Origin of the sequence: Micromonospora sp. NPDC005237, from assembly GCF_040607775.1 — a bacterium.
In the GTDB taxonomy this organism is placed as follows: Bacteria; Actinomycetota; Actinomycetes; order Mycobacteriales; family Micromonosporaceae; genus Micromonospora.
Genome location: NZ_JBEXHJ010000004.1, coordinates 145,450 through 165,943 on the forward strand (window position 1 = coordinate 145,450; position 20,494 = coordinate 165,943).

The following is a 20,494-nucleotide window of genomic DNA, read 5'->3' on the forward strand; positions in this document are numbered from 1 at the left end:
CGGAACCGTCCTGCCCGACCGGTTGCCCGGTCGGTCCGCACCGACGACCCGTAAACCAGCCCGGCCGGCCACCAACGGGACGGGGGCCGCGCGGTGACCACCTTCGGATACGCGGAACGCCCGGTCGGCCTGACTGGCCAGACGACCCGCTCCCCGGTCAACGAACGACCGGCGGCCCGCGCGCCGCTGGGCGACCCGCACGCCGCGATGCGTGGCGACAACGCCGCCCAGCGGACCCGCAACCGCCCACACACCAACGAGCCACCACCGAGACCGGCGGTCCCGGGTGGCAACGCGATGCCGACCGGTGGCCGTGTCGCCGCACCGGCCCGACCGACCATGCCCTCCCAGGGCCGTCGGGTCGGCGACGCGCCGACGGCGGCCACCGATCCGACGGCGGGCGAGACGGCGGTGATCCCGGCGGTCCCGGCCGCCACTCCGACCACCCCGACCACCCCGACCGGCTTCCCCAGCCGCCCGGACCCGTCCGACCCGGCCACCGAGGTCTGGACGCTTGTCGAGCGGGCGCAGGCTGGCGAGTCCGAGGCGTTCGGCCTCATCTACGACCGGTACGTCGACACCGTCTTCCGGTTCGTCTACTTCCGGGTCGGCAACCGCCAGCTCGCCGAGGACCTCACCTCGGACACGTTCCTGCGCGCTCTCAAGCGGATCGGCAGCTTCACCTGGCAGGGCCGCGACCTCGGCGCCTGGCTGGTGACGATCGCCCGCAACCTGGTCGCGGACCACTTCAAGTCCGGCCGGTACCGGTTGGAGGTCACCACCGGCGACGTGCTCGACGCCGACCGCGAGGACCGGGGCCCGGAGGGCAGCCCGGAAGCCGCGGTGGTCGAACACATCACCAACGTCGCCCTGCTCACCGCCGTCAAGCAGCTCAACCCGGAGCAGCAGGAGTGCATCGTGCTCCGGTTCCTCCAGGGCTTCTCGGTCGCCGAGACAGCCCGCGCGATGGGCAAGAACGAGGGTGCCATCAAGGCCCTGCAGTACCGGGCCGTTCGCGCCCTGGCACGGCTTCTGCCCGACGGCTTCCAGCCGTGATTCTCGGCGGCGGGGCCGACGAGCGTCGATCAATGTCTCGGCAGCTCAGGCCCGGTCGCACCCGGTGACGGCGATCACTTTCTGTGATTTCCGCCCCGCCAGGCCCGTAACCCGTGCCCGGTCCGCCGCGTTTCTCCGGGTGCGACCGGTGGTTGTCCCGGCAGGCCCGGGGCACCGAGGTCCGACCGGCACGCCGGACGGCACCTCACCTCCGTGGTGTCACACCGCCGCCCGGTCGCTGGCAACTATGGCGGCCGACCGGCCGTGACCAGCGAGAGGAGGTGCCTGCGGTGGACGACATCCTCTTCTCCCGCCGGCGCGCCGAGCGCTTCGCGCAGCTTCTCGACGAGGCCAACGGCGGCCGGCGGCACCACGTGCGGTCCCGGGTGGACAGCCAACTGGCCCCGCTCGTCGCAGTGGGTCAGCGGCTCAGCGTCGATCCCCCCACGGCCGAGGTGGACCCCGAGTTCCGCACCGGCCTGCGAGCGATGCTGCTCGCCACCGCCGAGCGCGAGGGAATGGGCACCCCACCGGCGACGGCCGAGCCGGCTGCCCCGCGGGCCGCGGCCACGAGCCGCGGCTCTCTGCTACCCGCGGTCACCGCCCGGCGGGCCCGCGCCCGGGGCGCGATCCTGGTCGGCATCGCCGCCGGCGCCATCGCCGTCTCCGGGATCTCCGCCGCCAGCGAAAACGCCGTTCCCGGCGACGCGCTGTACGGCATGAAGCGCTCCACCGAGCGGGCCCAGCTCGCCCTGGCCAGCTCGGACGTCAGCCGCGGCCAGCTGTTCCTGGACTTCGCCCGGACCAGGCTCGGCGAAGCAGCCGAACTGCGCGGCGACCGCATCGGCTACAGCGCCGTCCTCGACGACATGGACGCCGACACCCGGCAGGGTATCCGCCTGCTCACCGCCGCCGCCGTGCAGCGGGCCGAGCCGGCCAGCCTGGACACCGTCAACACGTTCGTCGCCAGCCAGCGCCGGGCGGTGACCAACCTGCTCGACGGCGCCAGCCGGGCCGACCGCGAACGGACCCGGAGGTCGCTGGCCCTGCTGGACAGCATCCGTGAGCGCTCGGACTCGGTACGCGCGGCGATCGCCTGCGGCCTGCCGGCACCGACCGGCAGCGACGCGCTCGGACCCACTCCGACCACCTGCCCCGGCGAGCGCTGACCCGCCAGCCCCGGGACCGCCATACCGCACGTCTGACCGGCCGGGCCACAGTTCCCTGTGGTCCGGCCGGTCGACCGTGCGCTCCGGCTACCCTCGCTGGAGGCATCCGTCGTACCTGGTCAGGAGGGGAGTCGCGTGGCGCGCAGCCGCAAGGTGACGGTGAGCACCGACGCCCACGGTCACACCGCCGGGTGGGCGGAGACCGCGCTGGCGCCGGTGACCCCACCCGCACCGGACCCGGCCGCCGCGGCGTTCTTCGACGTCGACAACACGATGATGCAGGGCGCGTCGATCTACTGGTTCGCCCGCGGGCTCGCCGCCCGGAACTACTTCACGACCGCCGACCTGGCCCGCTTCGCCTGGCAGCAGCTCCGGTTCCGGCTGCTCGCCCGCGAGCACGCCGGGGACATGTCCCAGGCGAAGGACGCCGCGCTCGCCTTCGTCGAGGGGTGGCGGGTGGACGACGTCGAACGCCTCTCGGAGGAGATCTTCGACGAGCTGATGGCCCCTCGGATCTGGGCCGGCACCCGGCAGCTCGCCCAGCGCCACCTGGACGCCGGTCAGCGCGTGTGGCTGGTCAGCGCCGCCCCGGTGGAGATCGGCCGGGTGATCGCCACCCGACTTGGCCTGACCGGCGCGATCGGCACGGTGGCCGAGGTGCGGGCCGGGGCGTACACCGGGCGGTTGGTGGGCGACCTCATGCACGGGCCGGCTAAGGCCGAGGCGGTCACCCAGCTCGCCGCCGTGGAAGGGCTGGACCTGAGCCGCTGCGCGGCCTACAGCGACTCGGCCAACGACCTGCCGCTGCTCCGCTCGGTGGGCCGGGCGGTGGCGGTCAACCCGGACGGCACCCTGCTGCGGCAGGCCCGGCAGTACGGCTGGGAGGTGCGGGACTTCCGCACCGGCCGTCGGGCCGTCAAGATCGCCGTACCGTCGACGGCGGCAGCCGGTCTGGTCGCCGGCGCGGTCACCGCCGGCCTGGCGTTGCAGCGCCGCCGCCGCGCCAGCTGACCGTCGGCCCTACGGCCCGAAGGGGTCGGGTCGCCGTTCCAGCAGCGAGTGCAGGGTCTGCTGGATGGTCTCCCGCACCTGGTCGGCGAGGTTGAAGACCACCAGCGGGTCGTCCGCCGAGTCGGTCAGGTGCGCGGTGGGGATCGGCGGGCAGAACTCGATCAGCCATTTGCTGGGCAACGGCACCATGCCCAGCGGCCCGAGCCAGGGGAAGGTCGGCGTGACCGGGAAATACGGAAGCTTGAGCAGCCGAGCCAGTGGCTTGATGTCGGCGAGCATGGGGTAGATCTCCTCGCCGCCGACGATGGCGACCGGAACGATCGGCGTGCCGGTGCGCAGCGCCGCCGAGACGAAGCCGCCCCGACCGAACCGTTGCAGCTTGTACCGGTCGGCGTAGAGCTTGCCGACGCCCTTGAACCCCTCCGGGAACACACCGACCAGGTCACCACCGCCGAGCAGCCGCTCGGCGTCCGGGTTGCAGGCCACCGTGCCGCCGGTCTTGCGGGCGATCTCCGACACCACCGGCATCCGGAAGACCAGGTCGGCGCCGAGCAGGCGCAGGTAGCGGTGAGCGGGGTGCTTGTCGTGCAACGCCGCCGAGAGGATCAGCGCGTCCAGGGCCACGGTGCCGGAGTGGTTGCCGACCACCAGCGCGGGCCCGTCGACGGGGACGTGCTCGACCCCGCTGACCTCGGTACGGAACCAGTCCCGATAGAGCAGCCGCAGCAGCGGGTGGAAGACCGCGTCGGTCAGGTCCGGGTCGAACCCGAACTCGTCGACCTCGTAGTCACCGGCCAGCCGCCGACGCAGGAACGCCAGCCCGTTCGCGACCCGGCGGTCCCACTGGTCGCCGGGCCGATCCGGCACCGCCGGACCGGTGCCGCCCGCCCCGCCCGCGGTGGGCGGGACGCCCCCGCCCGCCGGCTCGTCGGTCGTCGTGTCGACCTCGTCGGCGGCCGGGTCGCCGCCCGCCACCGCCGGCTCGTCGGTCGCGGTGTCGACCTCGTCGCGCGGCGTCCCGGCCGGCGTGAGCCGGCTCGCCGGCCGGTGGCCGTTGCGCCGCGCCGGCTCCGCGTCCGGCACGGGTGGCCCCGGCGGTACGTCGAACGGCCCCATGCCCGCCGGCTCGCGCCCCTGCGTCGGCCCGGTCATGACGCCACCTCGGTTCGCGACCGCGGGGCTCGCCCAACCGGCGCACGCCGCGCGCTCATGACGACCGCTCCCGCACCGCGGCACGGACCTGCCGGATGCCGTCCAGGACCAACTGCTCGGCGGCGGCCAACTGACCCCGGCTGAGCACCACCCCACCGTTGTGGGCGCGGATGAAGTCGTCGAACGCGGCGGCGGTGGAGCGGGGTGTGAAGCCGTACTCCTGCTCAAGGCGCGTGGTGTCGACGACCCGCCCGTGCACGAAAAGATCGACCTGGTCCAGGCCGTAGCGGCCGAACCCCATGGTGCGGGCCAGCGCCGCGGCACCCGAGAGACCCGGCTCCAGCACCGGCACGGCCACCCGACCGGCCCGCCGGATCGCCTGGGACAGCGACAGCACCCCCGGACCGGCGACGTTGTAGGTGCCGGGGTGATCCTCCACGATCGACCGGTGCAGCACCTCCAACGCGTCGTCGAAGTGCAGGAACTGCAACCGGGGATCGCGGCCGAAGACGGTCGGCACGAACGGCTGCGCGAAGTAGCGCGTCAACGTCGTGTCGGCGGTCGAACCGATGAACGGAGCGAAACGCAGCACCGTGGCGGTCACGTCGGCCCGGCGGCGGCGGAAGCCGCGAACGTACCCCTCGACGTCGAGGATGTCGCGGCCGAAACCGCCGCGCGGCACCTCGCGCGGCTCGGTCTCCTCGGTGAACACCGCCGGATCGCGGAACGACACCCCGTACGCGGCGGTCGACGACCGGACCACGAGCTTGCGCAGACGGGGCGCCCGTTGGCAGGCGGCGAGCAGTTGCATGGTGCCGATGACGTTCTGGTCCTTCATGGCCGACCGGCCGCCGTGCTGCTGGTCGGGGGCGCTGACCAACGCGAGGTGCACCACCGCGTCGACCTCCAGGTCGGCGAGGAGCCCGACGAGCGACCCCGGGTCGACGCGAATCCGCTCGACCCGGTCCAGCAGATCGGTGAACTCGGCGCCCGGCTCCGGCGCGTCCACGCCGATGACCCGCTCGATGCGGGGGTCGGCGGCCAGCCGGGCCGCCACGTGCGCGCCCAGGTACCGACCGACCCCGGTGACGACGACGACCCCCGGAGCACCTGAGGTGCTTCCGGGGGTCATCTGACGCACCTACGCCGACAGGAGGGATCGAGCCGGGACGACCACGGCCTGATCACCTGAGCCTCCGGGGGTCGACAGTTTGGCAAGTGAGGCCTTATGCCGGGCTCAGCGCCCGACGACGATCACTTGCCGAGACGGCGACGCTGGACGCGGGTCTTGCGCAGCAGCTTGCGGTGCTTCTTCTTAGCCATGCGCTTACGGCGCTTCTTGACCACCGAGCCCATACGACAGCCTTTCGATACAACGTGCGGGGCGGACCGGATGACACCACGCAGGTGGCGACGGCGACCGCATGCGGACAACGGACCGGACCGGTCTGGGCGGCAGGGCGCACCGGTGGGGTCTCGGTCGGGCTCCAGGGTAGCCGGAGAGCGTCAGCAGGACCAACGCGCCCCCGTCCATGCCGCCTACGTGGCACTCGATCGGCGGACCGGTGGCTCAGGCGGTTTCCTGAAACGCGCCCCGCAGGTATTCGTGCACCGCGTGCTCGGGCACCCGGAACGACCGCCCCACCCGGACGGCGGTGAGCTCACCGCTGTGCACGAGGCGATAGACAGTCATCTTTGACACCCGCATGACCGTCGCCACCTCCGCGACGGTCAGGAACTTGACCTCCGACAGCCGTCCATCGGACTGCGACCCGGCCATGGCTCACCGACCCATCCCATGCCCGGCGCGTGCCAACCCGACGGATGCTCCGGGCCGGGCGGCGACGCGCGTGTTACCAGTACGGTAGCGGGGCGGCTGTGACCGGCGCGATCCCTTCGTACAACTGATCATGCCTGGATCGTCGGTTCACCCAATCCGGCCTGCCGTTATCTCCCCGGCTGCGTCCGCCGTCCGGTTGCTCACTCGGCGCGCAGCGCCACCACCGGGTCGAGTCGGCCGGCGCGCTGCGCGGGAACCACCCCGAAGACGATCCCCACCGCCGCCGACACACCGAAGGCCAGCGCCAACGACCACCAGGTGATCGCCGCCGGGATCGGTGACAACGCGTCCACCAGCAGGGCGGTGCCCACGCCCAGCGCCATCCCGGTCAACCCGCCGATCGTGGTGAGCAGCACCGCCTCCAGCAGGAACTGCACGCCGATGTCACGGGGCCGCGCACCGACGGCCATGCGCAGCCCGATCTCCCGGGTCCGTTCCCGGACGCTGACCAGCATGATGTTGGAGACGCCGACGCCGCCGACGAGCAGCGAGATGCCGGCGATGGCGGCGAGCACGCCGGTGAGGACACCGAGGATGTCGCCGAGCACACCGAGGATCTGCTGCTGCGTGACCGCGCTGAACTCGGTGTCCGGGTGGCGGCGGTTCAGCTCGGCGACGATGCGCTCACCCAGCTCGTCGATGCGCTCCCGATCGGGCGCCTTCACCGCGATGCCGTCCACCCGCTGGGTGCCCCACAGGCGCTGCGCCGCGGTGACCGGCACGTGCACCTCGTCGTCCCGGTCGACGCCGAGGCTCTGCCCGAGGGGCGCGAAGACGCCGATGACCCGGAACCGCACCCCGGCGAGGGTCACCTGCTGACCCAGGGGATCTCGGTCGGGGAACAACGCGCGGGCCACCGAGTCACCGAGGACCGCTACCCGCCGGCTGGTGTCGACGTCCGTGCCGGTGAGGTAGCGGCCCCGGGCCAGCGACCGGGTGAACACCGTCGGGGTGGTCTCCAGCACGCCCTGGACAGTGGTGAAGTCGGAGCGGGCGCCGGCCCGTGCGGTCGCCCCGGAGGCGACGGTGACCGCGACCCGCTGGGGATCGCCGACGACCCGGGAGACCGCGTCCACGTCCTTGAGCGTCAACGGCGACACGACCGGCGCGGTGCCCACCTCGATCTTGCCGGGGACGACCAGCAGCAGGTTGGAGCCGAGCCCTTCGACCTGCTGCTCCACCTTCTGCTTGGTGCCGGTGCCGATGGCGACCAGCAGCACCACCGAGGCCACCCCGATGATCACGCCGAGCATGGTGAGCGAGCTGCGCAGCCGGTTGGCCCGGAGCGCGTCCAGCGCGACCCGCCACGCCTCGGCGACCCTCACGCCGCACCGTCCTCGGGCTCGCGCGGAAGGCGCCCGGTGGCTCCGGCGGCGCCACCAGAGCCACCGGACGGGTGCCCCGGGCCGCTTCCGGACACGGACCGGGGCTCCGCGCTGGGAGCGGGGACCAGTGTCTCAGGTCGACCGTGATCGACGGACAGCGGTCGATCATGAGGCGCGGTGGCGCTGTCCGCCACCACCACTCCGTCGCGCATGGTGATCCGGCGGGCGGCCCGAGCCGCCACCTCCTGGTCGTGGGTGACCATCACCAGCGCCACCCCGGATTCCGCGTTCAACCGCTCCAGCAGCTCCAGGACCGCCGCGCCGGTGACGCTGTCCAGGTTGCCGGTCGGCTCGTCGGCCAGCAGCACCGTCGGCTCGGTGACCAGGGCGCGGGCGATGGCGACGCGCTGCTGCTCGCCACCGGACATCTGGTTGGGCCGGTGGTCCAACCGGTGCCCGAGACCCACCCGGCCCAGCATCGCCGCCGCCCGCTCCCGGCGCTGCCGGGCCGACACACCCCGGTAGACCAGGGGCAACGCCACGTTCTCCACCGCCGACGTACGCGGCAGCAGGTGGAACGCCTGGAAGACGAACCCGATCGTCTCGTTGCGCAGGGCGGCCATCTCCGGCGGGGAGAGGGCGTTGACGTCCCGCCCGCCGATCACCAACCGGCCACCGGTCGGTCGGTCGAGCCCGCCCAACAGGTGCATGAGCGTGGACTTGCCCGAGCCGGACGGTCCCACCAACGCCACGTAGTCACCGGGCTGCACGGTCAGCGACACCCCGCGCAGCGCCTCCACCGACACCCCGTCGAGGTGGTACGTCCGCGACACGTCCACCGCCTCGATGGCCGGCGGGGTGTCGGTCACCGGACCTCCTGGCCGTCGCGCACCTGGTCGGTGCCGCGCACCACGACCCGGTCGCCGGCCTGGACCCCGTTGAGGATCTGCACCAGGTCTGCCCCCTGGACGCCCACGGTCACCGGTGCCCGGTCGGCCTTGCCGTCGCGGACCACCCAGACCGCGTCCCGGCCGTCGGCGGAGAACACCGCCGAGGCGGGGACGGTCACCGCGTCGGCGGCCTCGCGTACGCGCAGGTGCACGATCGCGTTCATGCCGGGGCGGGGCGTCGGGGCCGGCGCGTCCTCGGCCAGCTTCCCGGGACCCAGCGTGAGGCGTACCCGATAGGTGACGCCGCCCTGCGCGGAGCTGGTGGGGAGCACGTCGACCGAGCGGACCGTGGCGTCGTAGCTGGCGCCGGTGACGGCGTCCAACTCGACTGTGGCGCCGACCCCGGCCTTGACCAGCAGCACGTCGGTCTCGTCCACCTCGGCGAGCAGCCCCAACTGCCCGGTGTCCACCACGGTCAGCACCGGCGTGCCGGCGGTGACCTGACCGCCGACCGCGACGGCGTCGTCGACCCCGGCGGGCGGCCCGCCCTGGGCGGGGGCCAGCGCGGACGGGTCGAGCCCGGCCCCACCGGCCTGCTCCAACAGCCCGGCCAGGCCGCCGTTGGCACCGCTGCCGGCCCGGGTGCCGCCGGGCTGCACCACCCCGGCGACCGGGGCGCGCAGGGTCAGCGCGTCGACGGTCGCCTTCGCCAGGTCGTACGCCTGCTGGGCCTGGAGCCGCTGCGCCGCGGAGAGCGAGCCGACGGCGGAGTTCAGCCCGCTGATCCCCCGCTGCACCGCGCGGACCGCCGCGTCGGCGCTGCGCGCGGCGGCGGCGTACTGCCGCTGGGCGGACGTCACCTGCGTCAGCAGCGCGTCGCGCAGTTGCGGGTCGGCGATCTTCTCGGCGGCCTCGCGGGCGGCGTCGAACGCCTCCTCCGCCGCCTTGTCGGTGCCCCGCCGGCTGCTGCTCAGGTTGCCGGTGGACACACCCCGGCCGGCGCGCTTGGCGGCGTCCAGCGCCTCCTTCGCCTGGCGCAGCCGGGCCTGAGCCGACGGGGATGCGACCACGGCGAGCACCTGGCCACGCTTCACCCGCTGTCCGGGTTGGACGCGCAGGCTGGCCAGGGTGCCGTCGGCGGGCGCGGTGAGGGTGGCGGCGGCGCGGGCCGTCACCGTCGCCGGGGCGTCGATCACCTCGCTGACCGGGTTGCGGGCGGCCGAGGCGAGCGCGACCGGCGGCTGGTCGTCGCCGCACGAGGCGGCGGTGGTGGCGGTGAGGACGGCGACGGCGGTCAGGGCGATGAGCAGGCGGGGCCGCGTGGCGCTTGCGGGCCGCGGCAACTGGGGGCGGCGCACCCATCGATCGTACGGCGCACCGTCGCGCCGACCGTCAGGCGGAGGTCGCGCGGACGTACGCCACGCACTCGTCGTGCAACGTCGACCACTGCTCGCCGAACGCCTGCTCGGCGGCGGCGTCGGGGGTCTTGCGCTCGTGCACCACGGCCTTGAAGAAGGTCAGCAGCCGCTCCGGCCCGAACCGGTCGACGAGGTGCCGGACGGCGAGGTAGCCGACGCCGTAGCTGCCGCCGACCCGCTCGGCGGGGGCGTCGTCGGCGGGCGTGACGCCCTCCAGCCGGCCGTCCCAACCGCCCCGGACCAGCTTGCGCACCTCCGCGAGCCCCTCGTACCGGTCGACCGGCTGACCGCCCGAGCCGGCGAACTCGGCAAGCCCTTCGACGAGCCACCAGGTCGTCTTGCCCGGGTAACCGCGCTCCGGCAGCGAGGCGGCGTGGGTCAGCTCGTGCCGGAGCAGGTCGTCGGTGCCGCTGCTGGACAGCCCGTCGGCGTTGAGCACCACCTCGTGGTGGCCACCGCCCACGGTCACCGCGTAGCCGCCGGTCCACTGTGGGCGTCCGCCGCCGTACCAGCGCTGCCACTCCGTCCGACCGGCGTAGAAGATCCGGTAGCGGTCCGGCGGCGAGCCGGTCACGGCGTACGTGTCGGCGACGGCGGCGGCCGCCTCCGCCTGGGTCAGCAGGCCGGGCAGCTTGCCGCGCAGCGCCGGCGTGGTGGCGACGATGGTCCGCGCGCCGACCGCCACGGCCAGCTCACTGATCTCCCACGGTCGGGTGCCGGTCTCGGCGGACTTGGACTCCTCCAGGGCGACCAGTCGCGGCTGGTCGCCGTTCTCCCGCCAGCGGGTGCCGATCAGCACCGGGCTCGGTCGGCAGCCGGGCGCCACGAAGCAGTACTGGAAGCGCACCAGCAGCCGCCACTCGCCCGGCCTGCCGACGACAGGTACGGGCAGGCCGCTCGGCTCGGCCCGCCACACCGTCACCTTCAGGGCGCGCAGTGCGGCGAAGCGACGGCGCAGGTCGGGGTGCGCGGCGGGGTCGGCGACGGCGAGGAAGGCGGGCCGGTCGCCACCGAGCAGTGCCGTGGACTGCCGCTGGAGCTGCGCGGTCATCCGGTCGGACAGAGCGCGGGCGACGGCGGTGGCCGGGTCGTCGGTCGCGGTGGCGCCGGCCCGGCTGACCGTGGCCCGGCCGCCGGCCTCGCGTACCGCACCGACGACCAACGCCGCCGGAAGGCCGCAGCCCAGCAGCAGGACCACCACGACGAGCACGGTCCACAGCGGCCAGAGCCGCCGCGGTGCTGGCTGCTGCACCCCGTCAGTCACCCGCCGAAGGGTACGACCAAAGACCGGATCGGGCGAGGCCGACCCGGCCGATCGGACCGGGTCAGGCTCCGCGAGCCGGCCAGGAGCGGAATGCCACGTCCAGGCCGGCGACCAACTGGTGGTACGAGCGGTCGACCTCGCGCGGCAGGCCGAAGCCACCGGCGGCCTCCAGGGCGACGAACCCGTGCAGGGCGCTGCGCAACGCCCGGGTCGCGTCCACCGCGTCGTCGCCGGTGAGTCCGTAGCCGCGCAGCACCGCGAAGATGGCGCCGACCGCGCGTTCGCCCGCCTCGACGTGTTCCGGGTCGGACGGGTCGGGCACCCGCTGGGTGGCGGGGTAGCGCCCGGGGTGCCGGTGGGCGTAGGCGCGGTAGGCGTCCGCCATCGCCCGCAGCGCGTCCCCACCCGAGCGGCCGGCGGCCGACGTGGTCAGCTCTGTGGCCAGCTCGACGGTGGCCAGCGCGGCGAGCTTCTGACTCAGCGCGTCCGCCCCTCGGATGTGCTTGTAGAGGCTGGGCAGCGCGACTCCGAGCCGGCTGGCGAGCGCGGCGAGGGTGAGCTGCTGGTAGCCGACCTCGTCGGCCAGCCGGGCGGCCTCCCGCACCACGGTCTGCTGGTTGAGCCCGGCCCTAGGCACCGGCACACACCGCCAGGAAACCCACCAGCTCGTCGGCGGTGGCCCGCGGCCGGTCGGCGTGCGGGTAGTGGCCGGCCTCCTCGATCATCCGGGCCTCGGCGACGCGGAAGAGCCGGCGGGCCGCCCGCGCCTCGGCGCCCGGGTCGGGGAAGTCCGGGTCCTTGGTGCCCATCAGCACCAGCACCGGTTGGCGCACCTGCGGCGCGCGGGCGGTCCAGTGCGGCTCGACCGGCGCGATCACACCGCGGGTCGCGGCCATCCGGCCGGGCTCGCGCAGGTTGGCCACCATCGACCGGCGGTACGCCGCGTCGTCGGCCGGCCGGTGCACGGGAAAGAGCGTGTTGTGGAACATCCCGAACAGTCGGGGACTGCGCAGCACGGCCGCCATCGCCGCCCGCAGCAGCGGGTTGAGTTTCGGCTGACCGACGAACGCGCCGATCTGCACGATGCCGGAGACCAGCTCGGGCGCGTCGGTCGCGGCGAAGACCACCGCCGCGGCGGCGGACGAGCTGCCGACCAGCACGGCCGGCCCGGCGTCGAGGTCACGGACGACGGCCAGCAGGTCGGCGCCGACCTCCGCCGGGGCGTACGTGGGCCAGCCGACGCTGGACTCCCCGTGCCCGCGTACGTCGACCGAGGCGACCCGGTAACCGGCGGCCACGAGCAGCGGCACCAGGTGTCGGAAGCTCGCCCTGTTCTCGCCCATGCCGTGCGCGAGGACGACCAGTGGGCCGTCGCCGTGCACCTCGTACGCGATGTGTCCGCCGTCCCGCCGCACCTGGCTAACTGTCATAGCTTTAAGCTAACCCAATTAGCCAAGCGCGTCAAGCGGCGACTACTTCTTGGAGATCAGGGCGCGGCCGAAGAAGACCAGGTTCGCCGGGCGCTCGGCGAGCCGACGCATCAGGTAGCCGTACCACTCGTCGCCGTACGGGACGTAGGTGCGCACCGTGTAGCCCTCGCCGGCCAGCCGGGCCTGCTCCTCGGGACGGATGCCGTAGAGCATCTGGAACTCGAAGCGCTCCGGCCCCCGGTCGAACCAGCGCGCCCGGTCCTCGCCGATCGCGATCATCCGCGGATCGTGGGTCGCCAGCATCGGGTAACCGTCACCGGACATCAGGATGTTCATGCAGCGGACGTAGGATTTGTCCACCTCGCGGGCCGACTGGTACGCCACCGACTCCGGCTCCCGGTACGCGCCCTTGCACAGACGCACCCGCGACCCGGCGGAGGACAGCTCCCGGCAGTCCGACTCGGTGCGCCGCAGGTACGCCTGGAGCACCGCGCCGGTCGACGGGAAGTCCTTGCGCAGTTTGGCCAGCACCTCCAGCGTCGAGTCGGTGGTGGTGTGGTCCTCCATGTCCAGGGTGACCGTGGTGCCCGCGGCGTCGGCGGCCGCGCAGATCGCCCGCACGTTGTCGTACGCCAACTGCTCGTCGAACATCTGGCCGAGCGCGGAGAGCTTCACGCTCACCTCGGCGGCCGGGGTGAGCCCGGCCCCGGCGAGCATCTTCAGCAGCTTCAGATACTCGTCCCGGGTGGCCGTGGCCTGCTCGGGGGTGACGGTGTCCTCGCCCAGATGGTCGAGGGTGACGGCCAGACCGTCGTCGACGAGCCCGCGGGTCGCGCGCAACGCGTCGTCGGTGGCGGCGCCGGCGACGAACCGGCGAACGACGTCCCGGGTGTACGGGGCGGTCGCGACGAGCCGCTCGACCTGGGATGACCGGGAGGCGGCGAGGATGACGGAACGGAGCATGAGCCGAGCGTATCGCCCCTGCCAGGACCCCCGCCCAGGGGCGGCCGGGGCTGCGGTGCTGGCGTCGATCGACTACAACGATGCCGTGGACCAACGCCCCCGCCGCCGGCTCCGGTCGGCCTCCGTGCAGCTCGGCGCGCTCACCGCTCTCGCGCTCGCCCTCTCCGGCTGCAACATGACCTCGGACGACGACGATGACGACTGCGCCCTCGGGCCGGTCGGCGGCGGTGACACGGTCGCGCTGGCGATGCGGGTCCCCGCGCCTGTCGCGGGGCGGACCGCCGGGGAGCCGACCACCGCCGCCCTGCCCGAGCGCGGCGGGTTCGGCACCCACCTCGCCTCCTGCGGCGGCTGACGTGCGCCGCGAGTCCGTGCCGCCCCGGCCCGACTGGGACGCCACCATCCGCGCGCAGGGGCTGGTCTACGTCGACACCGAGCTGCCCGACGGCGGGATCATGTCGTACTGGGACGAGACCGCCGCGTACGCCTTCGACCTCGACGAGGTGCTGCGGCTGGAGGAGGCCACGGAGGAGCTGCACCGGATGTCGGTGGCCGCCGCCGAGCACGTGGTGGCGCAGCGCCGGTACGCCGAGTTCGGTATCCCCGCCTGGGCGGCCGACGCGGTGGCCCGGTCGCTGCGCGAGGCGCCACCCACCCTCTACGGGCGCTTCGACCTGGCGTACGACGGCACCTGGCCGCCGAAGATGCTGGAGTACAACGCGGACACGCCGACGGCGCTGGTCGAGGCGAGCATCATCCAGTGGTACTGGCTGGAGCAGACCCGCCCCGAGCTGGACCAGTGGAACAGCCTGCACGAGCGGCTGGTCGGCGCCTGGGCCAAGATCGGCGCCGGGCTGCACGACCCCCGGGTGCACGTGCTCTGGTCGAACGAGGAGGAGTCGGGCGAGGACCACATGACGGCCGGCTACCTCGCCGAGACCGCCCGACAGGCCGGCCTCGACGTCGAGCTGCAACCCATCCAGGAGATCGGCTGGGACGGCCGGCGCTTCGTCGACGCCGCCGACCGCCCGGTGAACACCTGCTTCAAGCTCTACCCGTGGGAGTGGATGCTGGCCGAGCCGTACGGGCCGCCCGCGCTGGCCCCGGGCACCCCGACCACCTGGATCGAACCGGCGTGGAAGTTGCTGCTGTCCAACAAGGCGCTGCTCGCGATCCTCTGGGAGCTGTACCCCGACCACGAGTACCTGCTCCCGGCGTACCTCGACTCGCCGCGCGGCATGCCCGAGTACGTGGCCAAGCCGCTGCTCGGCCGGGAGGGCGGCTCGGTACGCATCGTGACCGCCGAGCAGGAGATCACCAACCCGGGGATCTACGGCGACGAGGGCTGGTGCTACCAGGAGTTCCGGGCGCTGCCGCAGTTCGCCGGCAACCGGGTGGTGCTGGGCAGCTGGATCGTCGACGGCGAGTCGGCCGGGGTGGGGGTTCGGGAGAGCGCGAGTCTGATCACCGACGGTTACGCGCGGTTCCTGCCGCACTACATCGACGCGCCGCGCACCCCGTGAGTCGTCTACCGTTGGGGGCGTGAACTTCGACGCGTACGCCCGGACCGGTGTTGACCTGGTCAACGCCCGCCTGGACGACCTCGACGACCTGCGGGCCCTCTTCCCCGACGACAACGCCTGGATGCGCGACGAGGTCGCCGATCGCGACGTCGCGATTTTCCGGCGGGCGCAGAAGCGGCTCCGCGACGTCTTCGAGTACGGCACCTCGGGGCGCGACGCCCAGGCGGTGACCGAGCTGAACGCGCTGCTCGAGGCGTTCCCGGTCCAGCCGCGCATCTCCGGGCACGACTCCAGCGACTGGCACATGCACGTGACCAGCCGGGGCGCGTCGGTCAGCGCCGAATACCTGGCCGGCGCGGTCTGGGGGCTGTCGGTCTGGCTCTGCGAGTACGGCAGCGCCCGCTTCGGGGTCTGCGCCGACGAGCGGTGCGGCAACGTCTACCTGGACACGTCGTCCAACTGCTGCCGGCGGTTCTGCTCCGAGCGCTGCGCCACCCGCTCGCACGTGGCGGCACACCGGGCCCGCAAGCGGGCCGCCATCGGGGAGCAGCTGCCGGTCGCCCCGCAGCCGACCGCGACCACCGAGTCACTGACCCCGGTCAGCTGACGCCGGGCCCCGCCGGGGTCAGACGTCGACCGGTGACTGGGCGGGCAGGTGCTGGCGGGCGAACTCCAGCGCGGCGCGCAGGTCCGCCTCGCGCACCGCGCGGCTCTTCGCGCCCCGGGTCGCCACCTCGACGGCCACCGCGCCGGTGAAGCCGCGCGCCGCCAGCGAGGAGAGCAGCTCCCCGCAGGGCTGGGTGCCGCGCCCGGGCACCAGATGCTCGTCGCGGCCCTCGCCGGTGCCGTCGCCGAGGTGCACGTGGGCCAGGCCCGCGCCCATCCGGTCGGCCATTTCGAGGGGGTCGCTGTGCGAGGCCGCGCAGTGCGACAGATCCAGGGTGTACGACGGGTAGCCGCTGTCGGTGGGATCCCACCCGGGGACGTACGGGACGAACTGCCGGCCCGCCATCCGCACCGGGTACATGTTCTCCACCGCGAAGCGCAGGCCGTTGAACCGGTCCGCGACCGTGGCCAACCCCTCGGCGAAGTTGCGCGCGTAGTCCCGCTGCCAGGAGAACGGCGGGTGCACCACGACCGTCGGCGCTCCCAGCGTCTCGGCCAGCTCGGCGGCCCTGCGCAGCCGCTCCCACGGGTCGGGGCTCCACACCCGCTGGGTGACCAGCAGGCAGGGCGCGTGCACCGACAGCACCGGCACGCCGTAGTGCGCCGACAGGCCGCGCAGCGCGCCCGCGTCCTGGCTGACCACGTCGGTCCAGACCATCACCTCGACGCCGTCGTAGCCGAGCGCCGCGGCCAGTTGGAACGCCGCCGCGGTCGGCTCGGGGAAGACCGACGAGCTGGACAGGAGCACCGGAACGCGGGAAGTCACATCAGCCAGCGTAGCTTGGCTGTCGTGGGGCCATCAGGACGAGCACTGGCAAACCACTCGTAACCCGGCACCCTGGTCAGATCGGCTCGAGTTGATCGAGTCGGCGGAGGATGACCCCCTCCCGCAGGGCCCACGGGCAGATGTCCAGCGTGTCCAGGTCGAGCCTGCGCATCACCGCCTCGGCGACCACCGCGCCCGCCAGCAACTGGTGGGCCCGGCCCGCGCTGACCCCCTCCAGCTCCACCAACTGACTGGGCGAAATGTGCCGGATGAAGCCGATGACCTGCCGCAGACCTTCACGGGTCAGGCTGCGCCGCGCCCAGAGACCGGCCCCGGACGGCGCCGCGCCGGCCAGTCGCGCCAGGGTGCGGAACGTCTTCGAGGTGGCCACCGCCCGACCCCAGCCCACCTCGGTCAACTGGTCGACCACCTTGTCCAGCCGGCCGTCCACGTACTCCCGCAGTTTGTCGACGGCCTCGGCGGACGGCGGCGTCGCGCTGTCCGGGTCGACCCGCAGCCGCTCCCGGCTCAGGCGGCCGGCGCCGAGCGGCAGCGAGATCGCGACGTCCGGGTCCTCGTCGATCCCGGCGGCGATCTCCAGGGAGCCACCACCGATGTCGAGCACCAGCAGACGCCCCGCCGACCAGCCGAACCAGCGCCGCACCGCCAGGAAGGTCATCCGTGCCTCGTCCGCGCCGGAGAGCACCTCCAGGCGTACGCCGGTCTCGTCGCGGACCCGGGCGAGCACGTCGGCCGCGTTGGTGGCGTCGCGGACGGCGGACGTGGCGAACGCGATCAGGTCGTCGGCCTCCAGCCCGGTGGCCGCCGCCTTGGCCATGCCGACCGCCTTGACCAGGCTGTCCGAGCCGACCTCGGTCAACGCGCCGTCCGGGCCGATCTGCTCGGCGAGACGCAGGACGACCTTCTCCGAGTGCGCCGGCCAGGGGTGCGCGCCATGGTGCGCGTCGACCACCAGCAGGTGCACCGTGTTGGATCCGACGTCGAGGACACCCAGTCGCATGGTGAAGACACTAGGTGCAACACGATCGTGCGGCTCGTCGGCCCGGGGACGTCACCGCGCGTACGCTGGTCCGAGTGACGATGGAGCTCCGCGTGCTGGTGGACGATCCGGGCGACCCGCGCAGCCGCGAGGTGCCGCTGGACTTTCCCCGGGAGTGGATCGAGTTCGCCGACCCGGCGGACGAGACCCACCTGATCCGGGCCGACCTGACCTGGCTGCTGTCCCGCTGGACCTGCATCTTCGGCCGGGGTTGCCACGGCATCATCGCCGGCCGGTCCGCCGACGGCTGCTGCTCGCACGGGGCGTTCTTCACCGACTCGGACGACGAGAAGCGTGTCCGCAAGGCCGTCAAGCTGCTCACTCCGTCGACCTGGCAGCACTTCCGGCGCGGTTTCAAGAACTGGACCGACGAGGACACGATCGACGGCAAGAACCCCGCACGCCGCACCGCCACCCAGGACCCCGACGGGCCGTGCGTCTTCCTCAATGACGCCGACTTCGCTGGCGGGGGAGGCTGCGCGCTGCACGCCCAGGCGCTGCGCGACGGGGTGCACCCGCTGGAATACAAGCCGGACGTCTGCTGGCAGCTGCCGATCCGGCGGGACCAGGACTGGGTCAAGCGACCCGACAACACCAAGGTGCTGGTCTCCACGCTGTCCGAGTTCGACCGGCGCGGCTGGGGCGCCGGCGGGCACGATCTGGACTGGTGGTGCACCTCCTCGACGGACGCCCACGTGGGTGCCGAGCCGATGTACCTGTCGTACGGGCCGGAGCTGACCGCGCTGATCGGCGCCGCCGCGTACGAGCGACTTGCCGAGCTGTGCGCGGCCCGGGTGAAGCAGGGCCTGGTCGCCCCGCACCCCGCCGACGATCTCTAGCTGATCTTGGTAGCAAACTTGCTACCATTTCCCCATGGCAATGACGCTCCGCCTCGATGACGAACGTGAACGGCAACTCCGCCTCGTCGCGGACGAGGAGGCGCGGTCGATGCACGCCGTCGTCGTCACCGCGATCGATGACTACCTGGCACGGCGAAACGCCAAGGAGTTCGGCGACCTGGCCGACGAGATCATTGAACGCCACGCCACCCTGCTCGCTCGCCTGGCGGAGTGATGACGGACATCCGCTATCCCACGCTCGCCGACGTGGCCGCCATCGCCCGCAAGCTCGGTGTCGGGATCAGGGACGCCGGCCTGGTGGAGTCGGCGGTGGCTCGACCGAAGACGAGTGTGTTCGGAGAGGATGCCTACCCGGACCTCTGGACCAAGGCGGCGGCACTGCTGCACTCGCTGGTCAACAACCACCCGTTCGTGGACGGCAACAAGCGGATCGGCTGGATCGTGACGATCGCCTTCCTGCTCCAGAACCGCGCCTTCACCGTCGCCCAACTTGACGAGACCGACCAGGACATCGCGTACGACCTGGTCATCAGCGTGGCGGAGAGCCGTCTGACCGAGGTGGCCGACATCGCGGTGGCGCTGCGCAAGCTGTTCTGAGCTGCGCGCCCCGTCAGCGCAACGCCGCATCGACGAGCGTGCGGGCGCTGCGCCGGGCCGCGTCGGCGATCACCGGGTCGCCGTCCAGCACGCCGCTGGCGAGCCCGCCGTCGAGCAGCAGGGTGAGCTGCCGGGCGAGCAGCTCCGGGTCGGCCGCGCCGGCCTGCCGGGCCAGCTCCGTCACCCAGGCCCGGACCACGGTCTTGTGCTCGACCGTCCGGGCGTGCACCGGGCCGCCGGCCGGTGACTCGGCGGCCGTGTTGATGAACGCGCAACCGTGGTAGCCGTCCCGCCGGCAGGCGCCGGCGAGCGCGTCGAACATCCCGACCAACTGGTCGCGCGGCTCGTCGCCGGCATCCCGGGCGGCGGCGCGCAACGCACCGAACCACGCCTGGTCGACCCGGTCGAGGTACGCCAGCACCAGGTCGTCCTTACGCGGGAAGTGCTTGTAGAGCGTCGCCTTGGCCACGCCCGACTCGGCGATGACCGTGTCCACCCCCACGCCGCGCGGTCCGTGGGCGTAGAAGAGCCGGAACGCGGTCTCCAGGATCCGGTCCCGGGCCGAGCCGGCCGGCGTGCGGTGGGCAGGCATCGACACTCCCTCGACGTGCTGGTGGCGGGCCGATTCTACAGACAGCTCCGTCTGCGGCCGCGAGCCGTCGTCTGCGCAGCTCGGGCGGACGATGCCCCATCTCCGGGGCAGCTCGACAGGACGCGGTAGGCAAACCGCTGCCCACGGCCCGCACTCCCCGAGGGACAGCAGTAGACAGACCTGTCTGTTAGCCTGCGGACAGTCGGCGCGAGGCCACCGCGCCCGAGTGGAGGATCGATCGACATGCGCATCGCAGTTCTCGGCACCGGCTCGGTCGGCAGGACCATCAGCGCCCGCGCGGCGGAGTTGGGCCACCAGGTCACCATCGGCACCCGGGACGTCGCGACCACCCTGGCCGGCGATTACGCCGCCTGGACCGCGGAGCACCCCGAGGTGGGCCTGGCAACCCAGGCGGACGCTGCCGCGGACGCCGAGCTGGTGGTCAACGCCACCAGTGGCAGCGGCTCCCTGCCGGCGCTCACCGCGGCCGGCGCGGCGAACCTGGCCGGCAAGGTCCTGCTCGACATCGCCAACCCACTCGACTTCAGCGCAGGCTTCCCACCCACCCTGACGGTGCAGGACACCGACTCTCTCGCCGAGCAGATCCAGCGGGAGTTCCCGCAGGCCAGGGTGGTCAAGGCACTCAACACGCTGACCGCCGAGCTGATGGTGCGTCCGCGCCAGCTCGCCGACGGCGCGCACAGCGTGTTCGTCTCCGGCGACGACGCGGAGGCCAAGCGGATTATCACCGGGCTGCTCGTCAGCTTCGGCCACACCGACGTGATCGACCTCGGTGACCTCTCCACCGCCCGGGGCACCGAGATGCTGATGCCGCTCTGGTTGCGGCTCTACGGCCGGCTCGACACCGCCAACTTCAACCTCAAGGTCGTCCGCTGACCGGACCCGGACAGC

General features: G+C 73.1%; 24 protein-coding genes. 10 read left to right on the forward strand and 14 right to left on the reverse strand.

The annotated features are described in order from the left end of the window. Positions 1–93 precede the first annotated feature (93 nt). The 3 genes from ABZT87_RS13060 to ABZT87_RS13070 all read left to right on the forward strand — a co-directional run bounded on the left by ABZT87_RS13060 (position 94) and on the right by ABZT87_RS13070 (position 3,236). A complete protein-coding gene (locus ABZT87_RS13060; protein ID WP_354854506.1) occupies positions 94–1,056 on the forward strand; it encodes an ECF subfamily RNA polymerase sigma factor, BldN family in 963 nt (320 codons plus the stop codon). A gap of 281 nt (positions 1,057–1,337) precedes the next feature. Further along, positions 1,338–2,225 (forward strand): DUF5667 domain-containing protein, encoded by an 888-nt coding sequence (locus tag ABZT87_RS13065; protein WP_354854508.1) that lies wholly within the window; start codon positions 1,338–1,340, stop codon positions 2,223–2,225. A 135-nt stretch (positions 2,226–2,360) separates the two neighbouring features. Next, positions 2,361–3,236: an HAD-IB family hydrolase gene (locus ABZT87_RS13070; RefSeq protein ID WP_355135561.1), complete on the forward strand. Its 876-nt coding sequence runs from the start codon at positions 2,361–2,363 to the stop codon at positions 3,234–3,236. Between the two features lie 9 nt (positions 3,237–3,245). Here ABZT87_RS13070 and ABZT87_RS13075 read toward each other — a convergent pair whose 3' ends face one another. The 11 genes from ABZT87_RS13075 to ABZT87_RS13125 all read right to left on the reverse strand — a co-directional run bounded on the left by ABZT87_RS13075 (position 3,246) and on the right by ABZT87_RS13125 (position 13,518). Next, positions 3,246–4,103 carry a lysophospholipid acyltransferase family protein gene (locus ABZT87_RS13075; RefSeq protein ID WP_355064585.1) on the reverse strand — a complete coding sequence of 286 codons (858 nt, stop codon included), beginning with the start codon at positions 4,101–4,103 and terminating at the stop codon, positions 3,246–3,248. Between the two features lie 340 nt (positions 4,104–4,443). Then, on the reverse strand, positions 4,444–5,520 hold the full coding sequence (locus ABZT87_RS13080) for an NAD-dependent epimerase/dehydratase family protein (protein WP_354854512.1): 1,077 nt from the start codon (positions 5,518–5,520) through the stop codon (positions 4,444–4,446). 122 nt (positions 5,521–5,642) lie between these two features. Continuing rightward, the gene (locus ABZT87_RS13085) at positions 5,643–5,744 is read right to left on the reverse strand and encodes an AURKAIP1/COX24 domain-containing protein (protein WP_007465623.1); all 102 of its coding nucleotides are present in this window, start codon (positions 5,742–5,744) and stop codon (positions 5,643–5,645) included. A gap of 214 nt (positions 5,745–5,958) precedes the next feature. After that, a complete protein-coding gene (locus tag ABZT87_RS13090) occupies positions 5,959–6,168 on the reverse strand; it encodes a helix-turn-helix domain-containing protein (RefSeq protein ID WP_007465625.1) in 210 nt (69 codons plus the stop codon). A gap of 200 nt (positions 6,169–6,368) precedes the next feature. After that, on the reverse strand, positions 6,369–7,553 hold the full coding sequence (locus ABZT87_RS13095; RefSeq protein ID WP_355135563.1) for an ABC transporter permease: 1,185 nt from the start codon (positions 7,551–7,553) through the stop codon (positions 6,369–6,371). Further along, positions 7,550–8,422, reverse strand: coding sequence for an ABC transporter ATP-binding protein (locus ABZT87_RS13100; protein ID WP_354854514.1), 873 nt, complete (start codon positions 8,420–8,422; stop codon positions 7,550–7,552). The genes ABZT87_RS13095 and ABZT87_RS13100 overlap by 4 nt, the downstream gene beginning before the upstream one ends. Beyond that, a complete protein-coding gene (locus ABZT87_RS13105; protein ID WP_355064525.1) occupies positions 8,419–9,801 on the reverse strand; it encodes an efflux RND transporter periplasmic adaptor subunit in 1,383 nt (460 codons plus the stop codon). The genes ABZT87_RS13100 and ABZT87_RS13105 overlap by 4 nt, the downstream gene beginning before the upstream one ends. 34 nt (positions 9,802–9,835) lie before the next feature. Further along, positions 9,836–11,125: a hypothetical protein gene (locus ABZT87_RS13110; protein ID WP_355135565.1), complete on the reverse strand. Its 1,290-nt coding sequence runs from the start codon at positions 11,123–11,125 to the stop codon at positions 9,836–9,838. A 61-nt stretch (positions 11,126–11,186) separates the two neighbouring features. Next, a complete protein-coding gene (locus tag ABZT87_RS13115) occupies positions 11,187–11,762 on the reverse strand; it encodes a WHG domain-containing protein (protein WP_354854518.1) in 576 nt (191 codons plus the stop codon). Beyond that, complete coding sequence (locus ABZT87_RS13120; protein WP_355135567.1) at positions 11,755–12,555, reverse strand: alpha/beta hydrolase; 801 nt, start codon at positions 12,553–12,555, stop codon at positions 11,755–11,757. Before ABZT87_RS13120 ends, ABZT87_RS13115 begins: the two co-directional genes overlap by 8 nt. 42 nt (positions 12,556–12,597) lie before the next feature. Continuing rightward, complete coding sequence (locus ABZT87_RS13125) at positions 12,598–13,518, reverse strand: proline dehydrogenase family protein (protein WP_355135569.1); 921 nt, start codon at positions 13,516–13,518, stop codon at positions 12,598–12,600. On the opposite strand from ABZT87_RS13125, the gene ABZT87_RS13130 reads away from it, so the two are divergent. Genes ABZT87_RS13130 through ABZT87_RS13140 form a run of 3 tightly spaced genes read left to right on the forward strand, consistent with a single transcriptional unit; the run spans position 13,517 to position 15,648 of the window. Further along, positions 13,517–13,873: a hypothetical protein gene (locus ABZT87_RS13130; protein WP_355135571.1), complete on the forward strand. Its 357-nt coding sequence runs from the start codon at positions 13,517–13,519 to the stop codon at positions 13,871–13,873. The two genes, ABZT87_RS13125 and ABZT87_RS13130, sit on opposite strands and share 2 nt — an antisense overlap. Before the next feature lies 1 nt (position 13,874). Continuing rightward, the gene (locus ABZT87_RS13135; RefSeq protein ID WP_355135573.1) at positions 13,875–15,041 is read left to right on the forward strand and encodes a glutathionylspermidine synthase family protein; all 1,167 of its coding nucleotides are present in this window, start codon (positions 13,875–13,877) and stop codon (positions 15,039–15,041) included. Between the two features lie 19 nt (positions 15,042–15,060). After that, the gene (locus ABZT87_RS13140) at positions 15,061–15,648 is read left to right on the forward strand and encodes a CGNR zinc finger domain-containing protein (protein ID WP_007465644.1); all 588 of its coding nucleotides are present in this window, start codon (positions 15,061–15,063) and stop codon (positions 15,646–15,648) included. An 18-nt stretch (positions 15,649–15,666) separates the two neighbouring features. On the opposite strand, the gene ABZT87_RS13145 is transcribed toward ABZT87_RS13140, so the two are convergent. Together ABZT87_RS13145 and ABZT87_RS13150 are read right to left on the reverse strand one after the other, a co-directional pair. Next, entirely contained in the window at positions 15,667–16,473 is an 807-nt protein-coding gene (locus ABZT87_RS13145; RefSeq protein ID WP_354854527.1) for a sugar phosphate isomerase/epimerase, read from the reverse strand. A gap of 76 nt (positions 16,474–16,549) precedes the next feature. Further along, positions 16,550–17,494 (reverse strand): Ppx/GppA phosphatase family protein, encoded by a 945-nt coding sequence (locus ABZT87_RS13150; protein WP_355135575.1) that lies wholly within the window; start codon positions 17,492–17,494, stop codon positions 16,550–16,552. An 80-nt stretch (positions 17,495–17,574) separates the two neighbouring features. Here ABZT87_RS13150 and ABZT87_RS13155 point away from each other — a divergent pair, with 80 nt between their 5' ends. Genes ABZT87_RS13155 through ABZT87_RS13165 form a run of 3 tightly spaced genes read left to right on the forward strand, consistent with a single transcriptional unit; the run spans position 17,575 to position 18,990 of the window. After that, the gene (locus tag ABZT87_RS13155) at positions 17,575–18,372 is read left to right on the forward strand and encodes a hypothetical protein (RefSeq protein WP_354854569.1); all 798 of its coding nucleotides are present in this window, start codon (positions 17,575–17,577) and stop codon (positions 18,370–18,372) included. Between the two features lie 34 nt (positions 18,373–18,406). Beyond that, a complete protein-coding gene (locus tag ABZT87_RS13160) occupies positions 18,407–18,607 on the forward strand; it encodes a hypothetical protein (protein WP_354854531.1) in 201 nt (66 codons plus the stop codon). Next, entirely contained in the window at positions 18,607–18,990 is a 384-nt protein-coding gene (locus tag ABZT87_RS13165; protein WP_354854533.1) for a type II toxin-antitoxin system death-on-curing family toxin, read from the forward strand. The genes ABZT87_RS13160 and ABZT87_RS13165 overlap by 1 nt, the downstream gene beginning before the upstream one ends. A gap of 13 nt (positions 18,991–19,003) precedes the next feature. On the opposite strand, the gene ABZT87_RS13170 is transcribed toward ABZT87_RS13165, so the two are convergent. Further along, positions 19,004–19,582 (reverse strand): TetR/AcrR family transcriptional regulator, encoded by a 579-nt coding sequence (locus ABZT87_RS13170; RefSeq protein WP_354854535.1) that lies wholly within the window; start codon positions 19,580–19,582, stop codon positions 19,004–19,006. Between the two features lie 243 nt (positions 19,583–19,825). Here ABZT87_RS13170 and ABZT87_RS13175 point away from each other — a divergent pair, with 243 nt between their 5' ends. Beyond that, a complete protein-coding gene (locus tag ABZT87_RS13175; RefSeq protein WP_355135577.1) occupies positions 19,826–20,479 on the forward strand; it encodes an NAD(P)-binding domain-containing protein in 654 nt (217 codons plus the stop codon). Positions 20,480–20,494: the final 15 nt, after the last annotated feature.